This window comes from Photorhabdus sp. S10-54, from assembly GCF_963878145.1.
GTDB lineage: Bacteria > Pseudomonadota > Gammaproteobacteria > Enterobacterales > Enterobacteriaceae > Photorhabdus > Photorhabdus kayaii.
The window spans coordinates 1-24607 of record NZ_CAWNXG010000011.1; the positions used below are offsets into that span (position 1 = coordinate 1).

Annotated in this window: 22 protein-coding genes and 2 pseudogenes; 17 read left to right on the forward strand and 7 right to left on the reverse strand. The window is 41.5% G+C overall.

Features of this window, described 5'->3' with window-relative positions; translation table 11 throughout:
* The 7 genes and pseudogenes from AACQ83_RS08165 to AACQ83_RS08195 all read left to right on the forward strand — a co-directional run.
* Positions 1 to 378, forward strand: a pseudogene (locus AACQ83_RS08165) (transposase); the annotation flags it as partial.
* Between the two features lie 1133 nt (positions 379 to 1511).
* On the forward strand, positions 1512 to 2660 hold the full coding sequence (locus AACQ83_RS08170) for an ATP-grasp domain-containing protein (RefSeq protein ID WP_240000739.1): 1149 nt from the start codon (positions 1512 to 1514) through the stop codon (positions 2658 to 2660).
* An 18-nt stretch (positions 2661 to 2678) separates the two neighbouring features.
* The gene (locus AACQ83_RS08175) at positions 2679 to 3698 is read left to right on the forward strand and encodes an ATP-binding cassette domain-containing protein (RefSeq protein ID WP_112878123.1); all 1020 of its coding nucleotides are present in this window, start codon (positions 2679 to 2681) and stop codon (positions 3696 to 3698) included.
* On the forward strand, positions 3673 to 4506 hold the full coding sequence (locus tag AACQ83_RS08180) for an ABC-2 family transporter protein (RefSeq protein WP_240000740.1): 834 nt from the start codon (positions 3673 to 3675) through the stop codon (positions 4504 to 4506). The genes AACQ83_RS08175 and AACQ83_RS08180 overlap by 26 nt, the downstream gene beginning before the upstream one ends.
* A 1-nt stretch (position 4507) precedes the next feature.
* Positions 4508 to 5278 (forward strand): ABC-2 family transporter protein, encoded by a 771-nt coding sequence (locus AACQ83_RS08185; RefSeq protein WP_112878124.1) that lies wholly within the window; start codon positions 4508 to 4510, stop codon positions 5276 to 5278.
* A 1-nt stretch (position 5279) separates the two neighbouring features.
* Positions 5280 to 5723: a fatty acid desaturase gene (locus AACQ83_RS08190; protein ID WP_112878125.1), complete on the forward strand. Its 444-nt coding sequence runs from the start codon at positions 5280 to 5282 to the stop codon at positions 5721 to 5723.
* Between the two features lie 71 nt (positions 5724 to 5794).
* A pseudogene (locus AACQ83_RS08195) lies at positions 5795 to 6666 on the forward strand (IS982 family transposase).
* A 7-nt stretch (positions 6667 to 6673) separates the two neighbouring features.
* Here the strand turns inward: AACQ83_RS08195 and AACQ83_RS08200 are convergent.
* Positions 6674 to 7282 carry a LysE family translocator gene (locus AACQ83_RS08200; protein WP_112878126.1) on the reverse strand — a complete coding sequence of 203 codons (609 nt, stop codon included), beginning with the start codon at positions 7280 to 7282 and terminating at the stop codon, positions 6674 to 6676.
* 104 nt (positions 7283 to 7386) lie between these two features.
* Between AACQ83_RS08200 and AACQ83_RS08205 the strand changes: the two genes are divergently transcribed.
* Genes AACQ83_RS08205 through AACQ83_RS08215 form a run of 3 tightly spaced genes read left to right on the forward strand, consistent with a single transcriptional unit; the run spans position 7387 to position 9470 of the window.
* Positions 7387 to 8367 carry a hydrolase gene (locus AACQ83_RS08205; protein ID WP_112878127.1) on the forward strand — a complete coding sequence of 327 codons (981 nt, stop codon included), beginning with the start codon at positions 7387 to 7389 and terminating at the stop codon, positions 8365 to 8367.
* Complete coding sequence (locus AACQ83_RS08210) at positions 8364 to 8582, forward strand: YheU family protein (protein ID WP_112878128.1); 219 nt, start codon at positions 8364 to 8366, stop codon at positions 8580 to 8582. The genes AACQ83_RS08205 and AACQ83_RS08210 overlap by 4 nt, the downstream gene beginning before the upstream one ends.
* Before the next feature lie 18 nt (positions 8583 to 8600).
* Positions 8601 to 9470 carry a phosphoribulokinase gene (locus AACQ83_RS08215; protein WP_112878129.1) on the forward strand — a complete coding sequence of 290 codons (870 nt, stop codon included), beginning with the start codon at positions 8601 to 8603 and terminating at the stop codon, positions 9468 to 9470.
* Between the two features lie 125 nt (positions 9471 to 9595).
* Here AACQ83_RS08215 and AACQ83_RS08220 read toward each other — a convergent pair whose 3' ends face one another.
* Complete coding sequence (locus tag AACQ83_RS08220; RefSeq protein WP_112878130.1) at positions 9596 to 10003, reverse strand: OsmC family protein; 408 nt, start codon at positions 10001 to 10003, stop codon at positions 9596 to 9598.
* Between the two features lie 319 nt (positions 10004 to 10322).
* Between AACQ83_RS08220 and crp the strand changes: the two genes are divergently transcribed.
* Complete coding sequence (crp, locus tag AACQ83_RS08225; protein WP_010848517.1) at positions 10323 to 10955, forward strand: cAMP-activated global transcriptional regulator CRP; 633 nt, start codon at positions 10323 to 10325, stop codon at positions 10953 to 10955.
* A 49-nt stretch (positions 10956 to 11004) separates the two neighbouring features.
* On the opposite strand, the gene argD is transcribed toward crp, so the two are convergent.
* Both argD and AACQ83_RS08235 read right to left on the reverse strand, forming a co-directional pair.
* Positions 11005 to 12216: a bifunctional acetylornithine/succinyldiaminopimelate transaminase gene (gene argD / locus AACQ83_RS08230; protein ID WP_112878131.1), complete on the reverse strand. Its 1212-nt coding sequence runs from the start codon at positions 12214 to 12216 to the stop codon at positions 11005 to 11007.
* Positions 12217 to 12339: 123 nt separating this feature from the next.
* Positions 12340 to 12915: an aminodeoxychorismate synthase component II gene (locus tag AACQ83_RS08235; RefSeq protein WP_112878132.1), complete on the reverse strand. Its 576-nt coding sequence runs from the start codon at positions 12913 to 12915 to the stop codon at positions 12340 to 12342.
* Between the two features lie 243 nt (positions 12916 to 13158).
* Here AACQ83_RS08235 and AACQ83_RS08240 point away from each other — a divergent pair, with 243 nt between their 5' ends.
* Positions 13159 to 13509, forward strand: coding sequence for a YcgJ family protein (locus tag AACQ83_RS08240; RefSeq protein WP_112878133.1), 351 nt, complete (start codon positions 13159 to 13161; stop codon positions 13507 to 13509).
* A 98-nt stretch (positions 13510 to 13607) separates the two neighbouring features.
* Here AACQ83_RS08240 and ppiA read toward each other — a convergent pair whose 3' ends face one another.
* On the reverse strand, positions 13608 to 14177 hold the full coding sequence (gene ppiA / locus AACQ83_RS08245; RefSeq protein WP_112878134.1) for a peptidylprolyl isomerase A: 570 nt from the start codon (positions 14175 to 14177) through the stop codon (positions 13608 to 13610).
* A gap of 306 nt (positions 14178 to 14483) precedes the next feature.
* On the opposite strand from ppiA, the gene yihA reads away from it, so the two are divergent.
* Positions 14484 to 15116 carry a ribosome biogenesis GTP-binding protein YihA/YsxC gene (yihA, locus tag AACQ83_RS08250; protein WP_112878135.1) on the forward strand — a complete coding sequence of 211 codons (633 nt, stop codon included), beginning with the start codon at positions 14484 to 14486 and terminating at the stop codon, positions 15114 to 15116.
* A 78-nt stretch (positions 15117 to 15194) separates the two neighbouring features.
* On the opposite strand, the gene AACQ83_RS24595 is transcribed toward yihA, so the two are convergent.
* Positions 15195 to 15242, reverse strand: a complete 48-nt coding sequence (locus AACQ83_RS24595) for a hypothetical protein (RefSeq protein WP_438361642.1) — start codon at positions 15240 to 15242, stop codon at positions 15195 to 15197.
* 340 nt (positions 15243 to 15582) lie between these two features.
* Here AACQ83_RS24595 and AACQ83_RS08255 point away from each other — a divergent pair, with 340 nt between their 5' ends.
* Positions 15583 to 16875 (forward strand): hypothetical protein, encoded by a 1293-nt coding sequence (locus AACQ83_RS08255; protein WP_112878136.1) that lies wholly within the window; start codon positions 15583 to 15585, stop codon positions 16873 to 16875.
* Positions 16876 to 17036: 161 nt separating this feature from the next.
* Here AACQ83_RS08255 and polA read toward each other — a convergent pair whose 3' ends face one another.
* On the reverse strand, positions 17037 to 19826 hold the full coding sequence (gene polA / locus AACQ83_RS08260) for a DNA polymerase I (protein ID WP_112878137.1): 2790 nt from the start codon (positions 19824 to 19826) through the stop codon (positions 17037 to 17039).
* A 719-nt stretch (positions 19827 to 20545) separates the two neighbouring features.
* Between polA and AACQ83_RS08265 the strand changes: the two genes are divergently transcribed.
* Genes AACQ83_RS08265 through AACQ83_RS08275 form a run of 3 tightly spaced genes read left to right on the forward strand, consistent with a single transcriptional unit; the run spans position 20546 to position 24581 of the window.
* Positions 20546 to 20785, forward strand: coding sequence for an HTH-like domain-containing protein (locus AACQ83_RS08265; protein ID WP_112878139.1), 240 nt, complete (start codon positions 20546 to 20548; stop codon positions 20783 to 20785).
* A gap of 26 nt (positions 20786 to 20811) precedes the next feature.
* The gene (locus tag AACQ83_RS08270; RefSeq protein ID WP_112878140.1) at positions 20812 to 23439 is read left to right on the forward strand and encodes a TrlF family AAA-like ATPase; all 2628 of its coding nucleotides are present in this window, start codon (positions 20812 to 20814) and stop codon (positions 23437 to 23439) included.
* Positions 23418 to 24581, forward strand: coding sequence for an RNA-binding domain-containing protein (locus AACQ83_RS08275; protein ID WP_112878141.1), 1164 nt, complete (start codon positions 23418 to 23420; stop codon positions 24579 to 24581). The genes AACQ83_RS08270 and AACQ83_RS08275 overlap by 22 nt, the downstream gene beginning before the upstream one ends.
* The last annotated feature ends 26 nt before the right edge of the window (positions 24582 to 24607 follow it).

The window sequence follows — 24607 nt, forward strand, 5'->3', positions numbered from 1 at the left end:
TTAACGCCGGGAAATACAGATGATCGCCATCCGGTTAAGGAATGGGTAAAAGGATTAACAGGACATCTGTATGGCGACAAAGGGTATTTATCACAAGCTTTAAGTGATGAACTGGAGGCAGAAGGGAGAACACTTATCACAAGTGTTCGTCGCAATATGAAAGCCAAGTTTTTATCGCTTTGGGATAAAATTATGTTAAGAAAGCGTTTTTTGATAGAGACCGTGAATGACAAATTGAAAAATATTTCTCAGATAGAACATTCACGACATCGGAGTATAGTCGGCTTTTTGTTGGAGGTAGTATCGGGCTTAATTGCATATACATTCCAACCGAAAAAACCGAGCTTAAATTTACGTGATTCTGAAATCGCTATCCTTAGGTTAATTAATAATTTTCCGCTGGGTATGCCTTCTCAGCGGTATGATCCGAAAAAATGCCGCTGGATGAGCAGTTCTGGCTCGTCAGGAAAACAGGTGCAAATCATCTTGCCGCAAAAGCGCGCGAATTTGGACATATTATTCAAGTACCGTATGTTTGAGTTTATGTCTGGTAAGAAAATTGATCCAGCTCGCTGGATTTATAATATTCATTATTGCATGTGGTGGCATAGCTCGGTTCTTGGCGAATACCGTGTTTTTACTTTAAGTCAAGACTGTCCGGAATTTTATGCTTTGAATCATATAAAAGCTATGCGTCCTCAGATTATATCATCCATTGGCAGCTATCTTGGGAAATTGGCAGCACTGGGTGAACGATTAGATATATATGGTGTAGAACTAATTTCGACAAATTCAGAAACAACTACTCAGGAAGAGCGCTATCGCTATGAGGCGATCTTCAAAGTACCAGTACGCGACGAGTATTCTTCTGAAGAGCTTGATATTATGGCGATGCAATGTGTGGATAAGCATTATCATCTCGTTGAGGACGACGTGCACCTTGAGGTGATTAACCGCGATGCTCAAGGTGTCGGCGATATTATAGGTACCGATTTGTGGAACGATGCTATGCCGATGATCCGTTATCAGCAAGGTGACTTATGTGAGCTTGATGATAGTCGAGAAGTATGTTCATGCGGCAGTCATTTTAGGAAAATCAGAAAGCTACATGGCCGTGCTGATCAGGGATTAACCACCTTATATGGGAATACAATATCTCCCGGAAGTATTCTGGACGCAGTAGAGCGTTTTTTCTGTCGGGATGAAACTAACATTGCTGAGTTTCGCGTGGTACAGCTAGCTCCAGATCGTATAAATGTACTTTATGTGATCAAAAACGACGCCGTACAGCATGATGTCGGAGTTTTTGACGCATTTCAGCACCATTTGAGCAATTTATTTTCCCATAAAGTTTATGTTCATCCGATCCGAATGAAGCAGATCCCTAGGGAAAAAAGCTATAAAAGAAGGACGGTTATCAACAAATGCAAGACGTAAAGTTAAATACAATCCTGATTGTTTCCTGTGAACCGGATATAACGGAGAAAACTACCGAGTTAGCAGAACAATTTGTGCTGTCAGATATCCGTTTTATTTTTCTTATAGAGGATTTTACTCAAACTACACCTAATTATCGAAGTGAAGAACACTATATAGTGCGTGATTTTTCCGTACATTCTGATGTTATGGATGCTATTGATAAGATTATTATTCGTCATAAAATATCAGCCGTAATTTCCAGCGATGAATTCTCCGTTTTTGTCGCCGCCAGTGCTAGGGAGAAGATGAAAATACCTGGAATGACATGTACCCAAGCCAGGAGATTTCGTGATAAAAAAATGATGAAGCAAGTGGCTGAACAGGGTGGGATCTCTACTCCAAAGGAGTTTACTCTCGATAATATCAGGGATGACAGCACGATTTTCCCTATAGTGATAAAACCGCGCTCTCTGGCGGGGTCGGTTGGTGTTGAAATTATTGCTACTGCTGAATGCCTTGTCAACTTAACACACCCTTGGAATGACAGCTACCATGATATGGATGCGGGGCAGTTTATTATTGAGAAATACAACCCACAGGATATTTTCCATATTGACTGTATAGTTTTATCCGGCTGCATTAACTTCATTTCGGTAAGCGAATATCAAGGCAAACCTATTGACTTTCTACAAGGACAACCACTAGGAAGTTTCTCGGTAGAAGAAAGTTACATAGAGAAATATTGGCACCCTTTTACAGAGAGAGTGCTTTCAGCATTTGTTGCTCCAGATGGAGTTTATCACATTGAGGCTTTTGGCAATTCAGGTAATGTCCCTGAATTGCTTGAAATAGCATATAGGCCCGGAGGAGCAGGGATTGTTGACATTATTCAGAAAGTTTATGGATTGGATCTTCGTCTGATTCATTTAGCTGCTCAACTTGGGATTATTAACGGGATAAATTACCAGTCAAGAGCAGATGCGTTTGCATACCTTATTTTCCCTAAAGAACACACAGCTGTAGAGACTAAATTTGTGACTCGCCTTATTTTGCCTAACTTGGAAAGTTTACCGACTCTGATTAAATATATGATCCCCTCAGTGGGCGATGTTGCCACAGGAGAATTCTATTGCCACAAAGATTGCCTAGGTATGTTCATTTTTAGTGGGGATCGGGAAATGGTCTATCAAGATTTTCAATGTGTGATTAATAATTACACAGTACAAACAGGATTTAAATGACAAACAGGATTTAAATGAATGAATAGCCTTCTTATCGAAGTTAATAACGTTTCGAAAATATATCGGTCAAAAGAAAGTGGCTATGGTGTAAAGGAGAAATTAATTGGGATTTTTAAACCAACTTTTAGTGATTATCAAGCATTAAGCGACATTAGCTTTACCCTATTAGCGGGGAAATCGTTGGCTATACTTGGTCCAAATGGTGCTGGTAAATCAAGCTTGATAAAAATTCTTGCCGGAGTACAGGCTCCTGATCAAGGAAAAGTTAGCGTATTGGGAGTGGATCCTTATAAAGTAAAAGGAAAATTATTTAGGCAACTGGGTGTTGTCTTTGGTCATAAGAATTGTTTGTGGTGGGATTTACCATTAATAAATAGCTTAGATATGGTTAGTAAAATTTACCGTATTGAAAGTTCTTCATTCAAAAAAGAACAAGCCAAGATTTTTGAGTTGCTAAACATCCACCATATCATTAATAAGCCTGTTCGTCTTTTAAGTTTGGGGGAAAGAGTTAAGGGTGAGTTGGCTTTTAATCTGCTTTTTAAACCTCGTGTTCTCTTTCTTGATGAACCAACCATTGGGTTAGATATCAATGCTAAACATGAGATCCGCGAATTGTTGAGCACACTCAAAAGTGAAGATAATATAGGCTTTATTATCACTAGCCATGATATGGGAGATATTGAGGGATATGTGGATAACATCTCCTTGTTACACCGAGGAAAACAAAAATTTTACGGGGATCTTGCTTCACTTAAAACAATTTCTACTCCATTAATAAAAGTGAATATTAACTGTGATAGTAAAACACAGGCTAAAGCTCTGATTGAAAAAGTAACATCACTCTCTATAAGATCAGGAGTTTTAATTGAGCACATCCGATTCAATGAAGAAGCAGAAAATGTTGAGATCTCAGTTTCGCAAGATCAATATACCATATTTATTAAAGCATTAGTTGTAGATGTTCAGTGTGCTTTTTCGGTTTCAACCCCATCATTGGAGGAGATACTACGTGCACGATTTAAAGAATTTTCATAATTATCTTTTGGCGATGATCCCATTTTCTAAGAATGGTATGCTAACTATAATTAATGATAGATCGATGTTTTTTACTGATTTTGTAATGGGAACTCTGTCGCCATTTATTATTCAATATCTTTTATGGAGTAATATTTTTTCGCAACAATCTGAAAGTATTAATGGGTTTACTTTAAACGACATGATGTATTACTACGGTTTTGCGCTAGTTATTTCAAGGCTTAATAATGGATATGATTTAATCCAAACTTTTTCACGACATGTACAAAATGGTGAGCTTGAAGTATATATAACAAAACCTTATAGCTATCTTTCACAAAGATTATTTACATTTTTCGGCGAGAGTATTTTATATCTTCTTCCATTGTTTATTGTTTTCTTAATTAAATTTATAACAGATTACCCGGTTGAAAAAGGTCTGTCCGTATTTATTATATCTGTGTTGATGATCATATCAGTTATTGTTCTTTCTCAATTGCTATGTTTTTTTCTTTCATTCAGTATTGCAATTATGAGTTTTTGGGTTATTGAATATAATATCCTGCTTTCATTTATCATTCTTAGCTCATCATTGTTTGGCGGAGTTCTTTTACCCCCCTCATTTTGGCCTGATTGGATACTACCACTTATGAAATATAATCCATTTCGCTTTATTATATCTGCCCCAGCAGAGTTTTTTGTGAAAATGAATTCTTCCCTTTTCAAAGAGATAATCATTGGTGGAGTATGCTACCTTTTATTTTTTTATGCGTTTATTAATTCAATGTGGAAAAAAGGTATAAAGAATTATAACGGAGCAGGAGGATAATATGAAAACTATTTCTCTTTTTATTAAAATGAATATCAAGCGGCAACTTGCCTATAAAAAAAACCTTTTTGGGGAATTTATACTTTCATCATCATATTACTTAATCCAATTCATATTTATTGATCAAATTTCCTCTCTATCTGAAGGTATTGGAGGCTATAAAAACGAAGATTTTCATCTCATATTCTTGGTTTTTATCCTACTTGGAGTTGCAATAAGTATATTTACTCATTCTATTGAGGAGTTTTTCAACAAGGTAGCCAGTGGAAGAATAGAGCCTTATTTAGTTAAACCTATATCTATCTGGGTATTGATATTGTTTGGTTGGTCAAAACCCTTAAATATAATTATGTTTGTTTTCTTGGCATTTTTTGCATTATCTTTCTCTTCCTTACCTATGGTAACAAAAGATGCTATTCAATGGGCAGAGTTCATTGTCTCTATTATATGCATGTTCATCATTAACTTATCCTTTTTCATTATTTTTAATTTTTTTACATTCATAAGTCATAGGAAAATGCCAGTGGATTATTTTCATGAGATGATATATGAACTTTCCATTGTTCCTGTCAATTTTTTTCCTCATGGTTTAGTTAAATACTTCCTTTTTGCATTGCCGATGGCATTCTCTGCTTCATTGCCGGTGTCATTCTTCTTGGGAAGGAACGACTGGAATATAGGTTATTTAATTATTAGTACAGTTTTTTTTATGTTGGGAACTTTGTTTTTTTATCGATGGGGAATTAGAAAGTTCAATGGATTAGGAGGGTAACATGAACACTTATTTGATTTCTAAAATCAAGGAAGAAAACAGTCGGAAAGGTTTTCTTAGGGCTTTATTGGTTTTTTTTAATAATATTGTTTTTCCATGGATTTTAGTTTTTATCTTTACTTGGTTAGTTTCCATTAGCATTTGGTTCTTTATTACTTTTCCTTTACTATCTTTTTTTATTGGCACTAGGTTCAGAGCAGTGAATAACATGTCGCATGAGTGTTTTCATTATTCATTTTGTCGTTCAAAAAAGGTGAATGACATTTTTGGGGAGTTATTTTCCATAATTGAGTTTTCAAAATTTAAATCAATAAGGAAGGAACATCTTAGTCACCATAAATTTTTAGGTGATATGGATAAAGATCTTGATTTTATTGGCATAAGAAATTATGGATTACATAAAAAACTTTGTCGCAAGAGATTAATTAACCTGAGGTTTGCTTAAGAAGGGAACTAAGTGCCTGAGGCACGATCAAATTTTTTGTTAAAGAAAAAAAATCGTGGAGATCCTCAGGCATGTTTAATTTAGAAGAACTTTACTGCTGCGTCGATGACTTTTGCCAAAAATTTATTCCTCTCTGGCATCAACAGTTAATTGAAAATGGTTTGTTCAAACGTCGCCGCGAAGCTTCCCTTTCTCTCAGTGAAGTGATGACGCTCCTCATTTTATTCCACATGAGCCGTTATCGTGATTTTAAAACGTTTTATATTCAGCATATTAAACACTATCTTCAGGCCGATTTTCCCCGGTTGGTCAGCTACACCCGGATGTTAACCTTAAAGCAAAGGGAGCTCATTCCTCTCTGTGCTTTTCTTTCGTCACGCAAGGCTGAAACCCAGAGGAGCGCTTTTATTGATTCAACTAAAATTGCCGTTTGTCACAACCTCCGTATTCTCCGTCATCGCGTATTTCAGGGCGTCGCACAGCGAGGGAAAACCCGTACCGGCTGGTTTTATGGCTTTAAACTTCATCTGGTTATTAATGATTGTGGTGAACTTTTGGCGGTTAAGTTGACCTCAGGAAATAAAGATGATCGTCATCCCGTCAAAGCGCGGGTACAAAGGTTAACAGGGTGTTTGTGGCGATAAAGGGTATTTGTCACAGGCCTCTGGAAGCAGAAGGAATAACGTTAATCACTCATGTCCGTAGTAACATGAAGGCAAAAGCGTTATCTCTCTGGGATAAGCTGATGTTAAGAAGGCGATTTTTGATAGAAACGGTCGTGGATCAGCTCAAAAATATTTCTCAGATAGCGCATTCAAGACACCGCAGTCAGCTCGGTTTTTTATTGGAAATCGTCGCTGGCTTAATTGTTTATACATTCCAACCTAAAAAACCGAGCTTGAATTTACGGGATTGTGATATCGCTATTTTTAAACGAAGCTGAGGTTAAATTACCCAATCCAGATTAATGGCACACAAGTTGCCGTTAATACGCCCATCGTAATATTGAACAGAAACCAAGCATTGCGACTACGGAGTAACGTCCCTATCAGCGAACCAAAACCCGCCCACACCAGGCCGCACAAGAAATTAATAAACATCACCACGACACTGATCACGATGATGGAATAGAGGTAATGATCACCAGCAATACTGTAGCTGCCAACCGCACCCAACCCCATCAGCCAGGCCTTCGGATTCAAAAACTGCAATAACCAACCTTGATACCACCGCACTGGCTTAATAACAGCGCTATCTTTGGTATCCAGACGTCGGTAACTGGCTGTTGCTGTTTTCCATGCCAACCACAGCAAATAGAGGCTACCTGCAATTTTCATAACCGTGTGAATAGCAGGATAGACCAACAGCAACGCCGCTATTCCGAAAGCAGCCAGATATAAAATCGTCTGCATGCCCAGAACAACGCCAAAGAGCAATCCCAAAGAGCGGATAAAGCCGAAGTTAGCGCCTGATGACGTCAGCAACATGTTGTTTGGCCCCGGCGTAATGGAAGAAATAAACAAAAAAGCTGTTAATGAAAAAATTAGGCTTGCTGTCATGAAGAGTTACCTTTCATCCTGAATAATGGCGTTTCCCTTTCACAGAAAATATCAGTATGTTATTCACCATACAAGATAACTAATCAATTTAACTCGAAACCATTATGACTGATATCTTTCGTCCTCTCACCGGAGCCAGTAATCCGCATTTGCAGACACTACTCCCGCGTCTGGTGCGGCGGTATCCTGAACTGCAACCCTATTGGCAACGACTTAATTTACCGGATAACGATTTTGTTGATCTGGCGTGGAGTGAAGATCCCGCCACCGCAGCACATAAGCCACGACTGATCCTGTTTCATGGTCTGGAAGGCAGTTTTCACAGCCCTTATGCCCACGGTTTACTTCATGTCTGCCAGAAAAAAGGCTGGCTTGGTGTTGTCATGCATTTCCGCGGATGCAGTGGCGAACCAAACCGCCAAAAACGCCTCTATCATTCTGGCGAAACAAGCGATGCCCGTTATTTTCTAAGCTGGTTAAAACAGACCTACGGTGATGCCCCCACATCAGCCGTAGGTTATTCAGTCGGCGGTAATATGCTGGCCTGCTATCTGGCAGAAGAAAAAACAGATGCTCAGATCAATGCTGCCGTTATTGTTTCTGCTCCTCTGATGCTGGCAGCCTGTTCCCTGCGGATAGAAAAAGGATTTTCTCAGGTTTATGAACGCTATTTACTTAATAGCCTGAAACGTAATGCCACCCGTAAATTGTTACGCTACCCCGGTTCACTCCCCATTAATCTGTCTCAGGTAAAAAGATTGAAACATATTCGAGAATTTGATGAAATTGTAACCGCAAAAATCCACGGCTTTAAAAATGCAGCGGACTACTACCGCCAGTGCAGTGCTCTGCCGCGTCTGCCTGATATTACTGTGCCACTGCTGATTATTCATGCTAAAGATGATCCTTTTATGGCGCCGGAAGTTGTCCCTGATCTCAAAATGTTACCCAAAAATATTGAATATCAAATGACAGAATATGGTGGACATGTCGGCTTTGTCAGTGGTTCGTTGAAGAAACCACAAATGTGGCTGGAACAACGCATCCCAAATTGGCTGTCATCTTATCTGGAGCAACCACAATGATTATTCCGTGGCAACAACTGGAACCAGAAACTCTGCTAAATTTGATAGAGAGTTTTATCTTGCGGGAAGGCACTGATTATGGCGAAGATGAAAAATCGCTGGAGCAGAAGGTCGCTGACATTCGCCGTCAGTTGAAACGGGGAGATGTTATGCTGGTGTGGTCTGAACTGCATGAGAGCATCAATATTGTGCCAAAAGAAATGTTCCATTCTTAACATTATGGAGTTTACTGAATGTCTGTCAAACATCCGATTATTGCAATCACCGGCTCCAGCGGTGCCGGAACAACAACCACCAGTTTAGCTTTCCGTAAGATTTTCCAGCAACTTAACATCAGTGCCGCGCAGATAGAAGGAGATAGTTTCCACCGTTACACCCGCCCTGAAATGGATGCCGCAATCCGTAAAGCCAAAGAGCAAGGCAGGCATATCAGTTATTTTGGGCCAGAAGCCAATGATTTTGGCATGCTGGAAAAAACCATGATCGATTATGGTGAAATCGGTGAAGGCCGCCGTCGGAAATATCTTCATACCTATGACGATGCCGTCCCTTACAACCAGCTCCCCGGTACCTTTACGCCGTGGGAATCCTTACCCAAGCAGACTGATGTGCTGTTTTATGAAGGTCTGCACGGTGGCGTTGTCACACCACAACATAATGTTGCCAGTCATGTTGATCTGCTCGTGGGCGTCGTGCCGATTGTCAACCTTGAATGGATACAGAAACTTGTCCGCGATACCGGAGAACGAGGACACTCGCAGGAAGCTGTGATGGATTCCGTCGTGCGTTCTATGGATGATTATATTAACTACATTACGCCACAATTCTCGCGAACACATATCAACTTCCAACGTGTCCCTACCGTTGATACATCCAATCCATTCTCAGCCAAAGCCATTCCATCACTGGATGAAAGTTTTATTGTCATCCGCTTCCGTGATCTGACTCAAATTGATTTCCCATACTTGTTAGCAATGTTACAAGGCTCATTCGTTTCAAGCATTAATACCATCGTGGTCCCCGGTGGAAAAATGGGATTAGCAATGGAATTAATTATGACGCCATTGGTACAGCGATTACTGGAAGGGGAAAAGATTTGTTAATCAGCGCCTGAGGTCAATTTAACAAATCCAGTACTTAAAATTTGCATCTTATATTATTCAGTTAAAAAAACAGGTAACTGAGATAATTAGTTACCTGTTGTTATTTTTTAATCAAAAATAATTTCTCAATCTATCTCTTTAATTTCAAAACTGTGGGTAATTTCAACTGATTTCCCCAACATCAACGAAACAGAGCAATATTTTTCCGCGGAAAGCATGACTGCACGTTCAACCGCTTTATCTATTAAATCCTTACCCGTAACAATAAAATGCAGATTAATATGAGTAAACAAGCGTGGCACCTCTTCACGACGGCGGGAAGTTAATTTTACTTCACAATCTCTGATGTCATACCTGCCTTTCTGCAAAATAGAAACTACATCAACCGTACTGCAACCACCGGCTGCTATTAATACCATTTCCATTGGACTCGGTGCCTTATCGCCGGCATTACCATCCATCATGATCTGATGACCGGAAGATGACTCCCCCAAAAGAGACAATCCTTCAACCCATTTTACCCGCGCTTGCATAAATACCTCTTAAGTCGTTCTTTGCATCCAAGCCTACTCTTTCAGTATTAAGCTAGCAATCTAATGAGCGGTTTATTATGCTGAAACAATACAAGACAAGACAGAAGCCTTTTCCTGTGTTAAAAACAGAAGTGGGCTAGGTATATATAGGTTAAGATCAATACCCTAGGGTTCAAATTTCAGATAACCTATATAAAACCCTTACCTGTCGGTTTTTCAACAAACTAATGTTAAGCTAGTGTCTTTATAAGCCAGCCTGACGAGAAACTTTTAGATTCTCGTGTTATTTAGGCAGCGATAACAACAGAGGATGAAACGAATGGTTCTCGGCAAGCCACAAACAGACCCCACTCTTGAATGGTTTTTGTCACACTGCCATATTCATAAATATCCATCTAAAAGTACGCTTATTCATCAAGGCGAAAAAGCAGAGACGCTTTACTACATCGTAAAAGGCTCTGTTGCGGTTTTGATTAAAGATGAAGAAGGCAAAGAGATGATCCTCTCCTATTTAAATCAGGGGGATTTCATTGGTGAACTTGGATTATTTGAAGAGGGGCAAGAGCGTACAGCCTGGGTACGGGCCAAAAGCGCCTGTGAAGTAGCTGAAATCTCCTATAAAAAATTCCGTCAACTGATTCAGGTAAACCCGGATATTTTGATGCGTTTATCTGCCCAAATGGCAAACCGTTTGCAAACAACTTCAGAGAAAGTCGGTAATCTGGCTTTCCTGGATGTTACCGGCCGGATTGCCCAAACTTTATTGAATCTGGCGAAACAACCAGATGCAATGACCCACCCGGACGGAATGCAAATCAAAATCACGCGTCAGGAAATTGGCCAGATTGTTGGCTGTTCCCGCGAAACGGTTGGTCGCATTCTGAAAATGCTAGAAGATCAAAACTTGATCTCCGCACACGGTAAAACTATTGTTGTTTACGGTACACGTTAACGCCTGATTAATCAGCGCATAATCCTGCGCTGATTTCTCTTATATTTAATTACACCAACTGGTTAATTGCCTGCTCTAACCGCTCCATTCCTTGAGCAATCTCTTCTTCACTAATAATCAACGAAGGCGTGAAACGCAATACATCACCACCCGCACTCAACAACATTAAGCCATTTTCAGCCGCCAGTTGCAGAATATCTTTGGCTTTTCCTTGATATGGTGCTTTGAGTTCTGCACCAATCAGCAAACCCTTTCCTCGGATTTCACCAAATATCGAATGTTTCTGATTGATATCATTCAGAAAATTCATCATCAAATTATGACGTTTCTCAACTCCCTCCAGAACTGTTGGTGTATTAATAATATCAAAAGCAGCATTTGCAACTGCACAAGCCAACGGATTACCGCCGTAAGTTGTACCGTGAGTTCCCGGCGTCATCACTGAAGCAATATTCTCTGTCGTCAGCATAGCGCTAATAGGGAAGCCATTTCCCAATGCTTTTGCTGTGGTAATGATGTCCGGCGTAACATCATAATACATATAAGAAAATAGCTTACCGGTACGTCCCATCCCACTTTGCACTTCATCAAACACCAACAGCACCTGATGCTTATCGCAAAGCTCACGCAACCCACGAATAAATGCCGGTGCTGCCGGCGTGACTCCCCCTTCTCCCTGTACAGGCTCCAATACAACAGCACAAGTATGGTCATCTATGACAGCCTTCACTGCATCTAAGTCATTAAAAGGCACATGAATAATATCCGCGGGTTTTGGCCCAAAACCATCAGCATATTTTGGCTGACCACCCACGGAGACAGTAAATAAGGTGCGACCATGAAAACCCTGATGAAATGCGATAATTTTGGTTTTATAGGGACTGTGACGCGTAATGGCATAGTGGCGAGCCAGTTTAAATGCCGCTTCATTCGCTTCTGCTCCTGAGTTGGCAAAAAATACCCGCTCAGCAAAAGTCGCATCAATCAGTTTCTGCGCCAAAATCAAAGCCGGTTCATTGGTAAAAATGTTACTGATATGCCAAAGTTTCTCCCCCTGCTGCTTCAAAACATCCACTAACGCAGGATGACAATGGCCCAAAGCTACAACAGCAATCCCTCCCGCAAAATCAATATACTCTTTCCCTTGCTGATCCCATACACGACTACCTTGCCCTGTCACCGGAATAAACTGCGCTGGTGAATAAATTGGCAACATAACTTGATCGTATGCGTTTCTATCTACTGCGGTATGCTCCTTCATTTTCCCACCCGTTTTCTATATACACGCCATTCAAAAGTGAAATTATAATCACTGAATATGCATAAAAAATCAAAGATGGGCAAATGAAAAAGATGGATAAATGAAGAAATTATCGGTATCTGGTTAATATCTCAGAAAGTTGCTCAGCAACTGGTGACCTTGCTCACTGAGAATACTTTCAGGGTGGAACTGCACCCCTTCCAGCGGTAGAGTGCGATGACGAATGCCCATAATTTCATCGACATTGCCGTTATGCTGGCTCCATGCGGTGACTTCAAATGAGGCTGGTAATGTCTCTGCGGCAATCACCAATGAATGGTAACGAGTCGCGGTTAATGGCCGGTTAAGCCCTTTGAACACACCTTGCTGATTATGGTGAATAGCAGAAGTTTTTCCATGCATCACTTCCCTGGCTTTTACCACGCTGGCACCAAACGCCTGCCCAATTGCCTGATGTCCAAGACAAACACCAAGAATCGGCAACTTATCCGAAAAATGAGAAATCGCAGCCAGAGAAATTCCTGCTTCATTTGGGGTACAAGAGCCAGGGGAAATCACCAGATGAGTAGGCATCAATCTCTCAATATCTTCAAGTTGCAGTTCATCATTACGCTTAACTAAAACATCTGTACCCAATTCACAAAAATATTGATATAAGTTATATGTAAAAGAATCATAGTTATCTATTATTAGTAACATAGGAGTCTATCCTACTCATTTTTATCGCTGTATTTGTTGCCCTGCCACTCCTGCAATTTGTTTATCCTGCACAACTGGCTCCAGATAAAACGGCCTCGCGACAACGGGGCGGCTATCATAGCACATCAATATTTGTAGCATAGTACAACAAAATCAATGGCTGTTTTTTCCTTAATCAACTTACTCTCATACCCTACAAAACATATGCTCTATTTTGATATTCAATAAGTAAAGGTAATTGTTATGAAGACAAAACTGATTATAGCATCTCTTTTTTTACTGTCCTTCTCCACGCTGGCTGTTACTAAAACTGCTAACATTTTCTTCCCGGAAAAAGGGGTGGTTTGTGATAAAAAAGGAAAATATTGCTCTGATCAAAAAGGGCTATCGCTAAAATTAACCGAAAGGTATTTAGGGAAAAGAGCGGCAAAACACCTGAAAAAAGAGTTTGGTGATGGAAAAGATATCGACTTTTCATCTTACACTTTAAGTAACGGCATACATTGTGAGAGTAAAGAGAAGAAATGTTACAAAGACAGATATTATCCACGAACCGAAGTAAATAAAGAATTTACCCAAAAGATGTATGAATGACAGTGAAACTGGCCTGCATTTAATGCAGGCCAGTTTGTTAATCTGATGAGAGTTAACCGGAAGACCAGAAACTGCCACAGCCAAAGTAATAGAAAAAATTAAAGAATAATCTCCGCAGACAGAATAGCAACAGGTTTAACCGGTACATTCTGATATGGACCAACATTTTCCGTTTTGACTTGAGAAATTTTATCCACAACATCCATACCTTTTACGACTTTACCAAATACTGCATAGCCAAAGTCACGCTGACCGTGATCAAGGAAAGCATTATCCGCTACATTAATAAAAAATTGGCTGGTGGCGCTGTCTTTATCAGCTGTACGTGCCATAGAGATAGTTCCGCGTAAATTACGCAGTCCATTATCTGCCTCATTTTTAATAGCAGCTTTAGTCGCTTTTTGCTGCAAATCTTTGGTAAAACCACCACCCTGCACCATAAATCCAGGGATTACCCGATGGAAGATTGTATTGTTGTAATAACCCTCATTGACGTATTCAATAAAGTTTTTCGTTGTAATTGGAGCTTTCTGATTATTTAATTCCAGTTCAATATTACCCTCCGTTGTTGTCAGCTTCACGTGGATTTCTCCCACCGCCAAAGCCAGAGGCGCCATTGCGCTCAGAGAGCATGCAGTTACAAGTGCTACTAAAATACGTTTAAACATTCTGGGTTCCTATATTATTAAGGTCAACAACACAAACTGAATTAATTCTAATAATCTCTTCAACATCGTGCTTAATATTTACCTACATTTACGCTATCAATCGACTGGTGCTTTGAAGAAAAATGTATCCTTTCAATAACAGGTTAGATTTTATTTCATAAACCGAGCGTCATCAGTAACAAAATAGCAAGCTTAGTTCAACCCATCAGAAATATGTCATTATTTTTAATCCTGTCAACCAACAGTGGCTATCGGTATAATCTTCTTTGCCATATATTCGGCGCATTTCTCAGGGAGATAATCATTTTGACCATCAAAAACCACAACTATCATATGACCCGTTTTATCACGAGCGCACCTGATATTCGCCATCTGCCTCAAGATATGGGCATTGAAGTCGCGTTTGCCGGTCGCTCAAATGCAGGTAAATCTAGCGCTCTGAATGCTCTGACGAAACAGAAAAGCCTCGCCCGTACCAGTAAAACGCCTGGCCGAACTCAACTCATCAATTTATTCGAAGTAGAAGAAGGTATTAGCCTGGTTGACTTACCGGGTTATGGCTATGCCGAAGTACCAGAAGAGATGAAACGCAAATGGCAAAAAGCATTGGGTGAATATCTACAAAAACGTGAATGCCTGATCGGGCTGGTCGTACTGATGGATATCCGTCACCCATTGAAAGATCTTGATCAGCAGATGATCCAATGGGCAGTCGCAATGCAAGTACCGGTTATGGTGTTATTGACTAAAGCCGACAAACTGGCATCTGGCGCCCGTAAAAGTCAACTGAATAAGGTTCGTGACACCTTACTCGCGCTGAATGGGGATATTCAAGTGGAATATTTCTCAGCCCCGAAAAAAATCGGTATCGATAAACTACAACAAAAACTGGATATATGGTTCAGCCAGAAAGCCGTTCAAGTTGAAAACCATAGTTAATACAGTCTTTTTCATTCCCACCAATTAAATTCAGATGAAAAAAATGCCCCAGTCAAAATTGACTGGGGCAGCTAATATTCAGCTAAATCCGATTACGTGAAGTAAAAGGTCTGAAAGATAGAACATCTTACCTCTGTACCCTACGCCAATAACTCTACCCTATTTTATTTATTAGAAAAAGCCTTTTTGTAATTTATTTTCAGAAATTATCTCGATTCAGCCAAGAATTTTGCTCATTTTGACAACATTAAATGTAGTTTAATTACATATTTATGCGATCTGGATCTAATATGCATTACATGGACAACAAATCGGTACAAGTGAATACAAAAAATTTATTTAACTAATAATATTACTTAGTAAGAGTAAAATAACTGTTACACACCCTCTCAATGGGCATGGTTTTTCGTATAAGCGCCTTATGAATAAGAATAAATCCGATACGACCTTAACCAGGAGAATAATAATGAACCAGCATGATAATGCTTCATTAGGTATAAGTAACAATAGTAACTCTCTATTAGAATGGGAAGAAAATGTCTATTGCAGCAATAATATAGCCCTCGCATCCACCATTGGAGCAACCGCTATGTTATTGCAGAATGGCAGTGTAATTACCTGGGGACTTCCACATCTTGGCGGTCAAGTTCCACCTGACATTGCTGTATTACGAGATATCGTTAGCCTGAGTTCAACACAATATGCATTCGCGGCTTTACGAGCAGATCGCAGCGTGGTTGCCTGGGGAAATTCAGTTAACGGTGGACAACTTCCTCCCGACATTGCTCAACTAAAGGATATTGTTAGCCTGAGTTCAACGGCTAACGCCTTCTCAGCTCTGCGAGCAAATGGTAGCGTAGTTGCTTGGGGAGATAATCGCTATGGTGGCCAAGTTACACCAGAAGTTGCCCAATTACAGGACATTGTCAGTATAACTGCATCAGGTAATGCTTTCTTGGCTCTGCGGGCAAACCGCAGCATAGTTGCTTGGGGGCGTTTAGCTGGAGTACTTCCACCAGAGATTACCCAACTACAAGATATCATCAGTGTGCTTGGCAAAAACGATATGTACTCGACCTTCGCAGCCTTACGGGCAAACCGCAGCGTTGTCGCTTGGGGATACTCGCTGTTTGGCGGTCAGGTTCCACCAGCCATTGCTCAATTACAAGATATCGTTAGCCTGAGTCAAACAAGCTTTGCATTCGCAGCCATACGCGCAAACCGCAGCGTCGTTGCCTGGGGAAATGCAAGTACCAGCGGCACGATTCCACCAGCCATTGCACAACTACAGGATATTATTAGCTTGACTGCTTCGGGCGGCGCATTCACGGCTCTGCGGGCAAACCACAGTGTTGTCGCCTGGGGAGACACACCAATCCCACCAGAAATTGCTGCATTAAACGATATCATTGACCTCACTTCAACAGGCTCAGCTTTCACTGCCCTACGAACAAATCGTAGCGCGGTCACTTGGGGAGTAATAGCGAGTATTGAACGAGTTGAATATGACGCAGCTAAGGTACAGAATGTCACCAGCCTAAGTTCATCAAGTGATGCCTTTGCAGCCCTACGAGCAGACCGTAGCGTGGTCACCTGGGGAGATATATACAATGGCGGCAAACTTCCACCCGAAATTGCGAACTTAAAAGACGTTATCAGCCTGACGTCAACATCCCGTAGTTTTTCAGCCTTGCGAGCAAACGGTAAGAGAGTAGGCTGGGGAGGAGGAGATTTTGTAGCGCATGGTGAATATGACTAATGGATCATTGCACATGGCTTATAGTCACTTAACATGTTAGGTCGTCAAAAAGAGGAAAGCCTTAACATACTGCGTTGGCATCAGGAAGAACCCATGTCCCAACGCAGTTACTGATGTTTTTAACTGTATTAACTCAGCCCATCGCTTATTAAGCTGGCATATCAGTGTGCCTGATCCCAATTGTCACCGATACCTACATCCACTTTCAACGGGACATCAAACACCATACTCTTCTCCATTAATTCACGAATTTTCTGTTCTGCATATTCAAGTTGTGATTCATGGACTTCAAATACCAGCTCATCGTGAACCTGCATAATCATACGAACTTTCGGTTCTTCACTGACAATCCAATCATCCACCGCAATCATTGCTTTTTTGATGATATCCGCCGCGGTTCCCTGCATTGGCGCATTAATAGCTTCACGTTCTGCTGCCTTACGGCGCATGGCATTGCGAGATTTGATATCTGACAGATAAAGACGACGGCCATCCAGCGTTTCAACGTAACCCTGTTCTTCCGCTTGTTTACGAGTACGCTCCATATACGCCAATACCCCCGGATAGCGCTCAAAATAGAGATCCATATAGCGTTGAGCTTCACCGCGAGGAATACCTAACTGACGGGAAAGACCAAATGCACTCATACCATAGATCAAACCAAAGTTAATCGCCTTAGCACTACGGCGCTGCTCACTGGTTACCTGTTCCAGTGGCAAACCAAAGACTTCCGCCGCCGTTGCCCGGTGAATGTCTTGCCCCTCAGCAAAAGCTTTCAACAACCCTTGATCTTGAGATAAATGGGCCATAATCCGCAACTCAATCTGAGAATAGTCAGCGGCCATAATCCGGTAACTTTCAGGTGCCACAAATGCCTGACGAATGCGGCGGCCCTCTTCATTACGGACAGGAATATTTTGCAAATTAGGATCACGTGAAGAGAGACGCCCGGTTGCCGTTACCGCTTGGTGATAAGAAGTATGCACCCGTTTGGTCAGCGGATGGACCATCTGTGGTAATTTATCGGTGTAAGTGGATTTCAATTTTGCCAGCCCACGATGCTCTAAGATCACTTTCGGCAATGCATGGGTATCTGCCAACTCTTCCAATACTTCTTCATTAGTGGATGGCGCACCATTTGGCGTTTTCTTTACCACCGGCAATTGCAATTTTTCAAACAATATCGTCTGTAACTGTTTTGGCGAAGCCAGATTGAAAACCTCACCTGCCAATTCGTGTGCTTCTTTTTCCAACTCATCCAGACGGGCGGTGATCTCTTTTGAATGCTCAGCCAAAATATTTGCATCAATTAGCACACCTGTACGTTCCATACGGGAAAGCACCATGACCAGTGGCATTTCTGTATTCAGAAATACCTTTTCTAGCGTCGGCGCTTTCTCCAATTGCGGCCACATAACCTGATGCAGCAATAAAGTGACATCTGCATCTTCTGCGGCGTACATTGCGGCCTGCTCTACCGGGACCTGATTAAAAGTGAGTTGATTTTTACCTTTACCAGCAATCTCTTCAAAAGTCGTGGTCTTATGATTCAGATGACGCTCAGCCAAACTATCCATATCATGCCGACCCATACCTGCAACGCTATTTAGTACGTAAGATTCCAGCATGGTATCGTAAGCAATGCCTTGCAGTTCAATGCCGTAACGCGCCAATACGCCACGATCAAACTTAATATTCTGACCAATTTTCAACAGGTTACTATCTTCAAGTAGCGGTTTTAATGCAGCCAACACAACTTCTCTGTCAAGTTGTTCAGGCGCCCCCAGATAGTCATGGCCTAGAGGTAGATAAGCCGCATCGCCGGCAGAAATTGCAAATGACACCCCCACCAAATTAGCAGTCAAAGTATCAAGGCTGTCAGTTTCGGTATCAAAAGCAAAAACAGGCGCTTTTTTCAACTTTTCAATCCACTCATCAAAGCTTTGCTGATCAAGAATAGTCTGATAATTATCAGAAGAGAGTGTGGCCGCAACAGATTTATCTTCCGTCGGAGATGATTCATCATTACCAGTGGATACCGATTTTTTGCCTTTCTCTGCCAGCCAATCGCCGTTTGCCACATCACTTAACCAGCGTTTGAACTCATAACGAGAAAACAACTGATGCAGTTTCTCCGTATCAGGCTCTTTGACTGACAAAGCAACACAGGTTTTATCCAACTCAACATCTGTTTTGATAGTTGCCAGTTTATAGGAGAGATAAGCGACATCTTTATGCTGCACCATCTTATCCGCCAGCGTTTTCGCCCCACGGAAACTGAGCCCGGCAATTTTATCCAAATTGGCAAAGATATCATCCATGCCACCAATCCCTTGCAGTAATCCCAGTGCGGTTTTTTCTCCCACCCCAGGTACGCCAGGAATATTGTCAGAAGAGTCTCCCATCAATGCCAGAAAATCGATAATCAGAGCTGGCGGCACACCATACTTTTCAACGACGTCTTCCGGCCCCAAAATGGTGTTATTCATGGTATTAATAAGCGTGATATTTGGCGTGACCAGTTGCGCCATATCTTTATCGCCAGTGCTGATAAGTACCGTACGCCCCTCTTTTTCTGCCTGTAACGCCAAAGTCCCGATAACATCATCAGCTTCTACTCCTGGCACCACCAGCAATGGTAATCCCATAGCTTCAACCATCTGATGTAGCGGTTCTATTTGAGTACGGAGATCATCCGGCATAGGAGGACGATGAGACTTATACTCAGCGAACAACTCATCACGAAAAGTTTTGCCTTTAGCATCAAATATCACCGCTACATGGCTTGGTTTGTACTGCATTATCAAGCTGCGTAGCATATTCAATACACCATACATTGCTCCGGTCGGCTCTCCTGCGCTATTCGTCAGCGGAGGGAAAGCATGATAAGCACGATAAAGGTATGAGGAGCCATCAACCAAAATCAGGGGATTGTCTGCTATCTGAGCCATAAATCTTCTTTATTATCTGTATCTGTTACGGGTGTGATAAGGAAATAGGATGCCACAGCAAGCAGTAGGAAACGAATTTTATGTGAATTTTCTTTGCTGAAACCCGATTCAGATATTCACATCCTGCTATAAATTCTGTGGATAACTTTGTGTATAGATATTACAAGTTTTATTTAGGTATCGATCGTTGATAAAAAAAACTTATCAACCTCAGGTAAAAAATCAATGACTTATAATCTTAGTCATTAAACTGTCATATTGCCTTATAGATCACAGAGTTGTGGATATAACCCGAGTTTGTCTTACAAAAAAGTCTTTCTGACACGCATTATGCCAAAGGTTCTCACTCCGGCACATGCTTATGTCATTCTATTTCAGTGTCATCTTTTCTTCCAAGGGAAGGGGGATTCCCGCCGACAGTTGTAATGTGTTTAGCAACAGTGATAAGCCCGCCAGAATGGCCGGTGTGCTTTCTCGTTTTCGTTTCTGCTGACGTCCTGAATGATCATTCCACTACAATCGGCCTGGTTTTGATGACTCAACCTGAGGCTGGAAAGACAGTATCTTATGATTTCAGTTTCTATGCTCATTTGTGTAATAGTTGGTGGGTAGGCCGTTTGTGATGTAACTTACTTTATGTCTTACCAGAAGTTGTTCGATTTCAATGTCAATTCTTGCTTTTTTATGTCCTTTATATAAGCACATTAGTAGTGTTAAATATGAATGAAAACGAGATTTACAGACGCATAAAGCTTGCTTTTGACAAAGCGCCAAGAAACCAGTTTACGGTTGAGTTACATTTGCAAATGCTCAAGCATGCCGACGAATTAAAACACATTACAGCGAGGGAGTTTTGTGAAGGTGTAAGTCTTCACCCAAGCTTCGGCGCGGAGTTTAGTAAAATGCGTAATCTGATCCCTCATCTTAAAGCTGCTGGTTTTGACACGAATCTTCTTTAACAAAATATTTTTGGAAGGGGGTATTAATGAGTGACGACACTTTTGAATATGGCAGCCGGTGGCTCAAGACGGATTTTCACCTCCATACCCGTACGGATAAAGAGTTCAAATACACGGGTGCAGATAACGACTACGTAAATCAATACGTACATTCGCTAAAAGATGCCGGTATTGGCCTTGGTATGATTACCAACCATAACAAATTCGATATGCTCGAATTTCAGAGTTTGCGCAAAAAGGCCAAAAAATCCGGCATTGGTCTGCTGCCCGGTATCGAGCTTTCGGTAAAAGATGGGCTAGCGGGTGTGCATACCCTAGTAGTGTTTTCCGATAAATGGATAAGCAACAAGGAGCAAAAAAACTATATTCAGGACTTTCTCAATATGGTCTTTGCCGGGAAAGCTAATTTTGAGCAGGAAAATGCACGTTCGAATCACGATATTCTTAAAACCATCCAAATTTTGGATGATTATCACAAAGACTACTTTTTAGTTTTTGCTCATGTGGAAGCACCCAACGGTTTATGGGGTGGTTTATCGCCGGGTCGGATAAAAGAACTTTTCGACAATACTTCTGTTCGATGCAGAGCTTTGGCATTCCAAAAGGTTCGCACCCGAGATGAGCGCTCTAAAATCCAACAAGCATTGGGTGACTTATATCCTGCCGAAGTGGAAGGTTGCGATGCCAAGAACCTTGCCGATATGTCGGCCAGAAATGAAGCCAGTTATCTCAAACTCGGTGCGTTCAGCTTTGAGGCTGTAAAATTTGCCCTGCGGGATAAGAGATCCCGCGTACAAGCTAAGCTACCTAACTATCGCCATTCGTTTATTCGTAAAATCAGTTTTGAAGGTGTGGGTACCTTGGGTGGCACTGAAATCTGTCTATCTCCGGAACTGAATACTCTGATTGGCATTCGTGGCAGTGGCAAATCTTCCGTATTGGAAGGCATTCGCTATGCCCTGAATATCCCGTTTGGCGATAAGTCCTCTGACGTTGAATACAAAGAAGGTTTAGTAAAGCACCTACTATGTAGTGGCGGGAAGATCACTATCGACGCGATTGACCGGCGAGGCCAGCCTTACCAGATACGCCGTATATTAGGTGAACGCCCTGATGTATATGTTAACGGGCAATTACAGCCGGGTGTGTCGATTCGAGAAACCGTCCTACATCAACCCATTTACTTTGGTCAAAAAGACTTGTCGAGCACTGGCGCTGGATTTGAAAAAGATCTAATTGAAAAGCTGGTTGGGGAAGCTTTAATTTCTGTTCGCCAAAAGATAGAGCAAGGTCGTCAGCGCGTAGTAGATATTATTGGTCAGATGAAACGTTTAACCCGTGCTGCCTTGCAGAAACAAGAGTGGCAGCAAAAAAAGCAGGATGTTGAATTTAAGTTAAGGTTTTACCAGCAACACGGCGTAGAAGCCAAACTGCAAAAGCAGATTGACTTTGATCGAGATGAGCGCAAAGCGCAGCAGGTGATCCAAGGGGCGCAGCATTATCTGACTGAGCTAAATAGCTTTATTGCCAGCTTTGAAGATGAACTGAAAAACCAAATTCTGTATAAGTCAGCACAGAATCAGCCTTTTTTTGATGACTTTTTTGCGGTCTATCAACAGTTGCTCACTGGCTTTAATGGAATTAAGCAAGTGGCTGGAAGTGACCAAGCGACAGTTCAGCAATTGCAGCAAAAGTTGACGGGCTTTCAACAACAAAAACAAGCGCTGAAAGAAGAATTTGCGGAAATCGAGCGCAAGTTAGCCAGTGAATTTCAACAAGCGGGTGCACAAGCAATCAGTCCGCAAGAGTTTAAGCAGCTTAAAAGTCTGCTCGATCAGGCTGAGCAAATGCTGTCTGTATTGGACAAGAGTGAGCAGCAATATGCGGAGTTGAATCAAGGAGTTGAGCGGGAGTTGGTTCAACTGAATGGCCTTTGGCTTGAAGAATACTGCGCTATTGAGCAAGTGCTGAATAAAATCAATCGAGTGGATTCGCCGTTAAAAATTGTGCCGAAATTTAAAGATAACAAAGCGGCTATGCTCAAGCATATTCAGGATTTGTACCGCGGCAGCCGTATTCGAGAAGCTACATTGCAAACAGTGGTGGATGAATTCAGCGATTTTGGTGCGGCATGGCGAGAAAAGGATAAGTTGAAATTGCTGGTTGGTGGTTCATTCGATACCTTCTGGCAGTATTTTGAAGATAATCTAGACGCTTTGCTGACTTGGCAGGTGCCGAATGTTTTCACTATTGAATACCATGGTAAGGCTCTGGCTCATCATTCATTAGGGCAGCGCGCATCTGCATTAATACTGTTTGTTCTAAGCCAACAAGAAAATGATGTTGTGATCATCGATCAGCCAGAAGACGACTTGGATAACCAGACTATCTATGACGATGTTATCAAGCTCATTCGTGAGTTAAAGCCAAAAACGCAGTTCGTCTTTGCCACTCATAACGCCAACATTCCAGTGTTAGGCGATGCTGAGCAGGTCATCGCCTGTGAATATCAGGATGATCATATTGATATTGTCAGTGGCAGCATTGACTGCGCGGATGTTCAGCAGCGTATAGTCGGTATTATGGAAGGTGGCGCAGAAGCCTTCGAGAAACGTAAACAGGTATATGAAGCATGGAAACCCAAGAGCTCTTAGCAATAATTGCACGTGATGAAGATAGCCGTCATCAATTTAAAGCAGACGTCAACAATGCATCTTCGTTGGGTGCCGAAATGGTAGCGTTTTCCAATGGTACTGGAGGCTTAATTCTCATTGGTGTTAACAATGGCGATGGGTCTCGATCTGGATTGACGAGAGAAGATATCGGTCGAATTAATCAAGTCATAGCGAATGCTGCTACAAATAATGTTCGCCCCCCAATAAATCCTGTTACGGAAAACATTCAACTCCCCGATGGCCTAGTCATTGCAGTACATATAGAGCAAGGCATTAGTAAACCTTATATGGATACTCAGGGCTATGTTTGGGTGAAAAATGGTTCTGATAAGCGAAGGATGACCGCTCGCGAAGAGTTGCAGCGAATGTTTCAGGAGGCGGCACTGATTCATGCAGATGAGACACCGGTAAGTGGTACGTCAGTAGCCGACATCGATCAAGAGTTCTTTGATTCGTTTTTTGAGGGGGAATACGGCGAGAGGGTTGAGGAACAAGGTGTATCTCGCTCTCAGCTTTTAGAGAATATGAATTTGGCTAAAAATGGTCAGTTGAATATTTGTGGTACTTTGTTGTTTGCATCGCGGCCTCAGATTCGCCTTCCTGTTTTTATCGTAAAGGCTGTTGCCTTCCCCGGCGTGGATATTGAAGATGAGCACTATATTGATAGTCAAGATATCAATGGCAAGCTGTCGGATGTGTTCCAAAAGGTGCTGGGGTTTGTATTGGCAAATATCCGACATATTCAAAATAAGCAAAGCTTTAACTCACTTGGCGAGCCTGAAATCCCGAGGATTGTTTTAGAAGAACTGATTTCCAATGCGCTTATTCATCGCGATTACTTTGTGTCAGCCCCCGTTAAAGTGCTGGTTTTTGCAGATCGGATTGAAATTATTAGCCCCGGCCATTTACCCAATAATTTAACCATTGAGAACATCAAGATGGGGAACTCAAATATTCGCAACCCAATCTTGGCTTCATTTGCTTCTAAGGTATTGCCATATAGAGGCTTGGGAAGTGGTATTAAACGTGCAATCAAAGCATACCCAGATATTGAATTGATTGATAATAGGGAGGGGAATACATTCAAAGCTATCATTAGCCGAATGTTACCTAATGAGTGACTCCAAATCACTTCACTGAATATTTT

Excerpts from the sequence above, each read along its gene's own strand:
- AACQ83_RS08175 (WP_112878123.1), top strand. The coding sequence starts at position 2,679 with ATGAATAGCCTTCTTATCGAAGTTAATAACGTTTCGAAAATATATCGG.
- AACQ83_RS08185 (WP_112878124.1), top strand. The coding sequence starts at position 4,508 with ATGAAAACTATTTCTCTTTTTATTAAAATGAATATCAAGCGGCAACTT.
- AACQ83_RS08190 (WP_112878125.1), top strand. The coding sequence starts at position 5,280 with ATGAACACTTATTTGATTTCTAAAATCAAGGAAGAAAACAGTCGGAAA.
- AACQ83_RS08200 (WP_112878126.1), bottom strand. The coding sequence starts at position 7,282 with ATGACAGCAAGCCTAATTTTTTCATTAACAGCTTTTTTGTTTATTTCT.
- AACQ83_RS08205 (WP_112878127.1), top strand. The coding sequence starts at position 7,387 with ATGACTGATATCTTTCGTCCTCTCACCGGAGCCAGTAATCCGCATTTG.
- AACQ83_RS08210 (WP_112878128.1), top strand. The coding sequence starts at position 8,364 with ATGATTATTCCGTGGCAACAACTGGAACCAGAAACTCTGCTAAATTTG.
- AACQ83_RS08215 (WP_112878129.1), top strand. The coding sequence starts at position 8,601 with ATGTCTGTCAAACATCCGATTATTGCAATCACCGGCTCCAGCGGTGCC.
- AACQ83_RS08220 (WP_112878130.1), bottom strand. The coding sequence starts at position 10,003 with ATGCAAGCGCGGGTAAAATGGGTTGAAGGATTGTCTCTTTTGGGGGAG.
- crp (WP_010848517.1), top strand. The coding sequence starts at position 10,323 with ATGGTTCTCGGCAAGCCACAAACAGACCCCACTCTTGAATGGTTTTTG.
- argD (WP_112878131.1), bottom strand. The coding sequence starts at position 12,216 with ATGAAGGAGCATACCGCAGTAGATAGAAACGCATACGATCAAGTTATG.
- AACQ83_RS08235 (WP_112878132.1), bottom strand. The coding sequence starts at position 12,915 with ATGTTACTAATAATAGATAACTATGATTCTTTTACATATAACTTATAT.
- AACQ83_RS08240 (WP_112878133.1), top strand. The coding sequence starts at position 13,159 with ATGAAGACAAAACTGATTATAGCATCTCTTTTTTTACTGTCCTTCTCC.
- ppiA (WP_112878134.1), bottom strand. The coding sequence starts at position 14,177 with ATGTTTAAACGTATTTTAGTAGCACTTGTAACTGCATGCTCTCTGAGC.
- AACQ83_RS08255 (WP_112878136.1), top strand. The coding sequence starts at position 15,583 with ATGAACCAGCATGATAATGCTTCATTAGGTATAAGTAACAATAGTAAC.
- polA (WP_112878137.1), bottom strand. The coding sequence starts at position 19,826 with ATGGCTCAGATAGCAGACAATCCCCTGATTTTGGTTGATGGCTCCTCA.
- AACQ83_RS08265 (WP_112878139.1), top strand. The coding sequence starts at position 20,546 with ATGAATGAAAACGAGATTTACAGACGCATAAAGCTTGCTTTTGACAAA.
- AACQ83_RS08270 (WP_112878140.1), top strand. The coding sequence starts at position 20,812 with ATGAGTGACGACACTTTTGAATATGGCAGCCGGTGGCTCAAGACGGAT.
- AACQ83_RS08275 (WP_112878141.1), top strand. The coding sequence starts at position 23,418 with ATGGAAACCCAAGAGCTCTTAGCAATAATTGCACGTGATGAAGATAGC.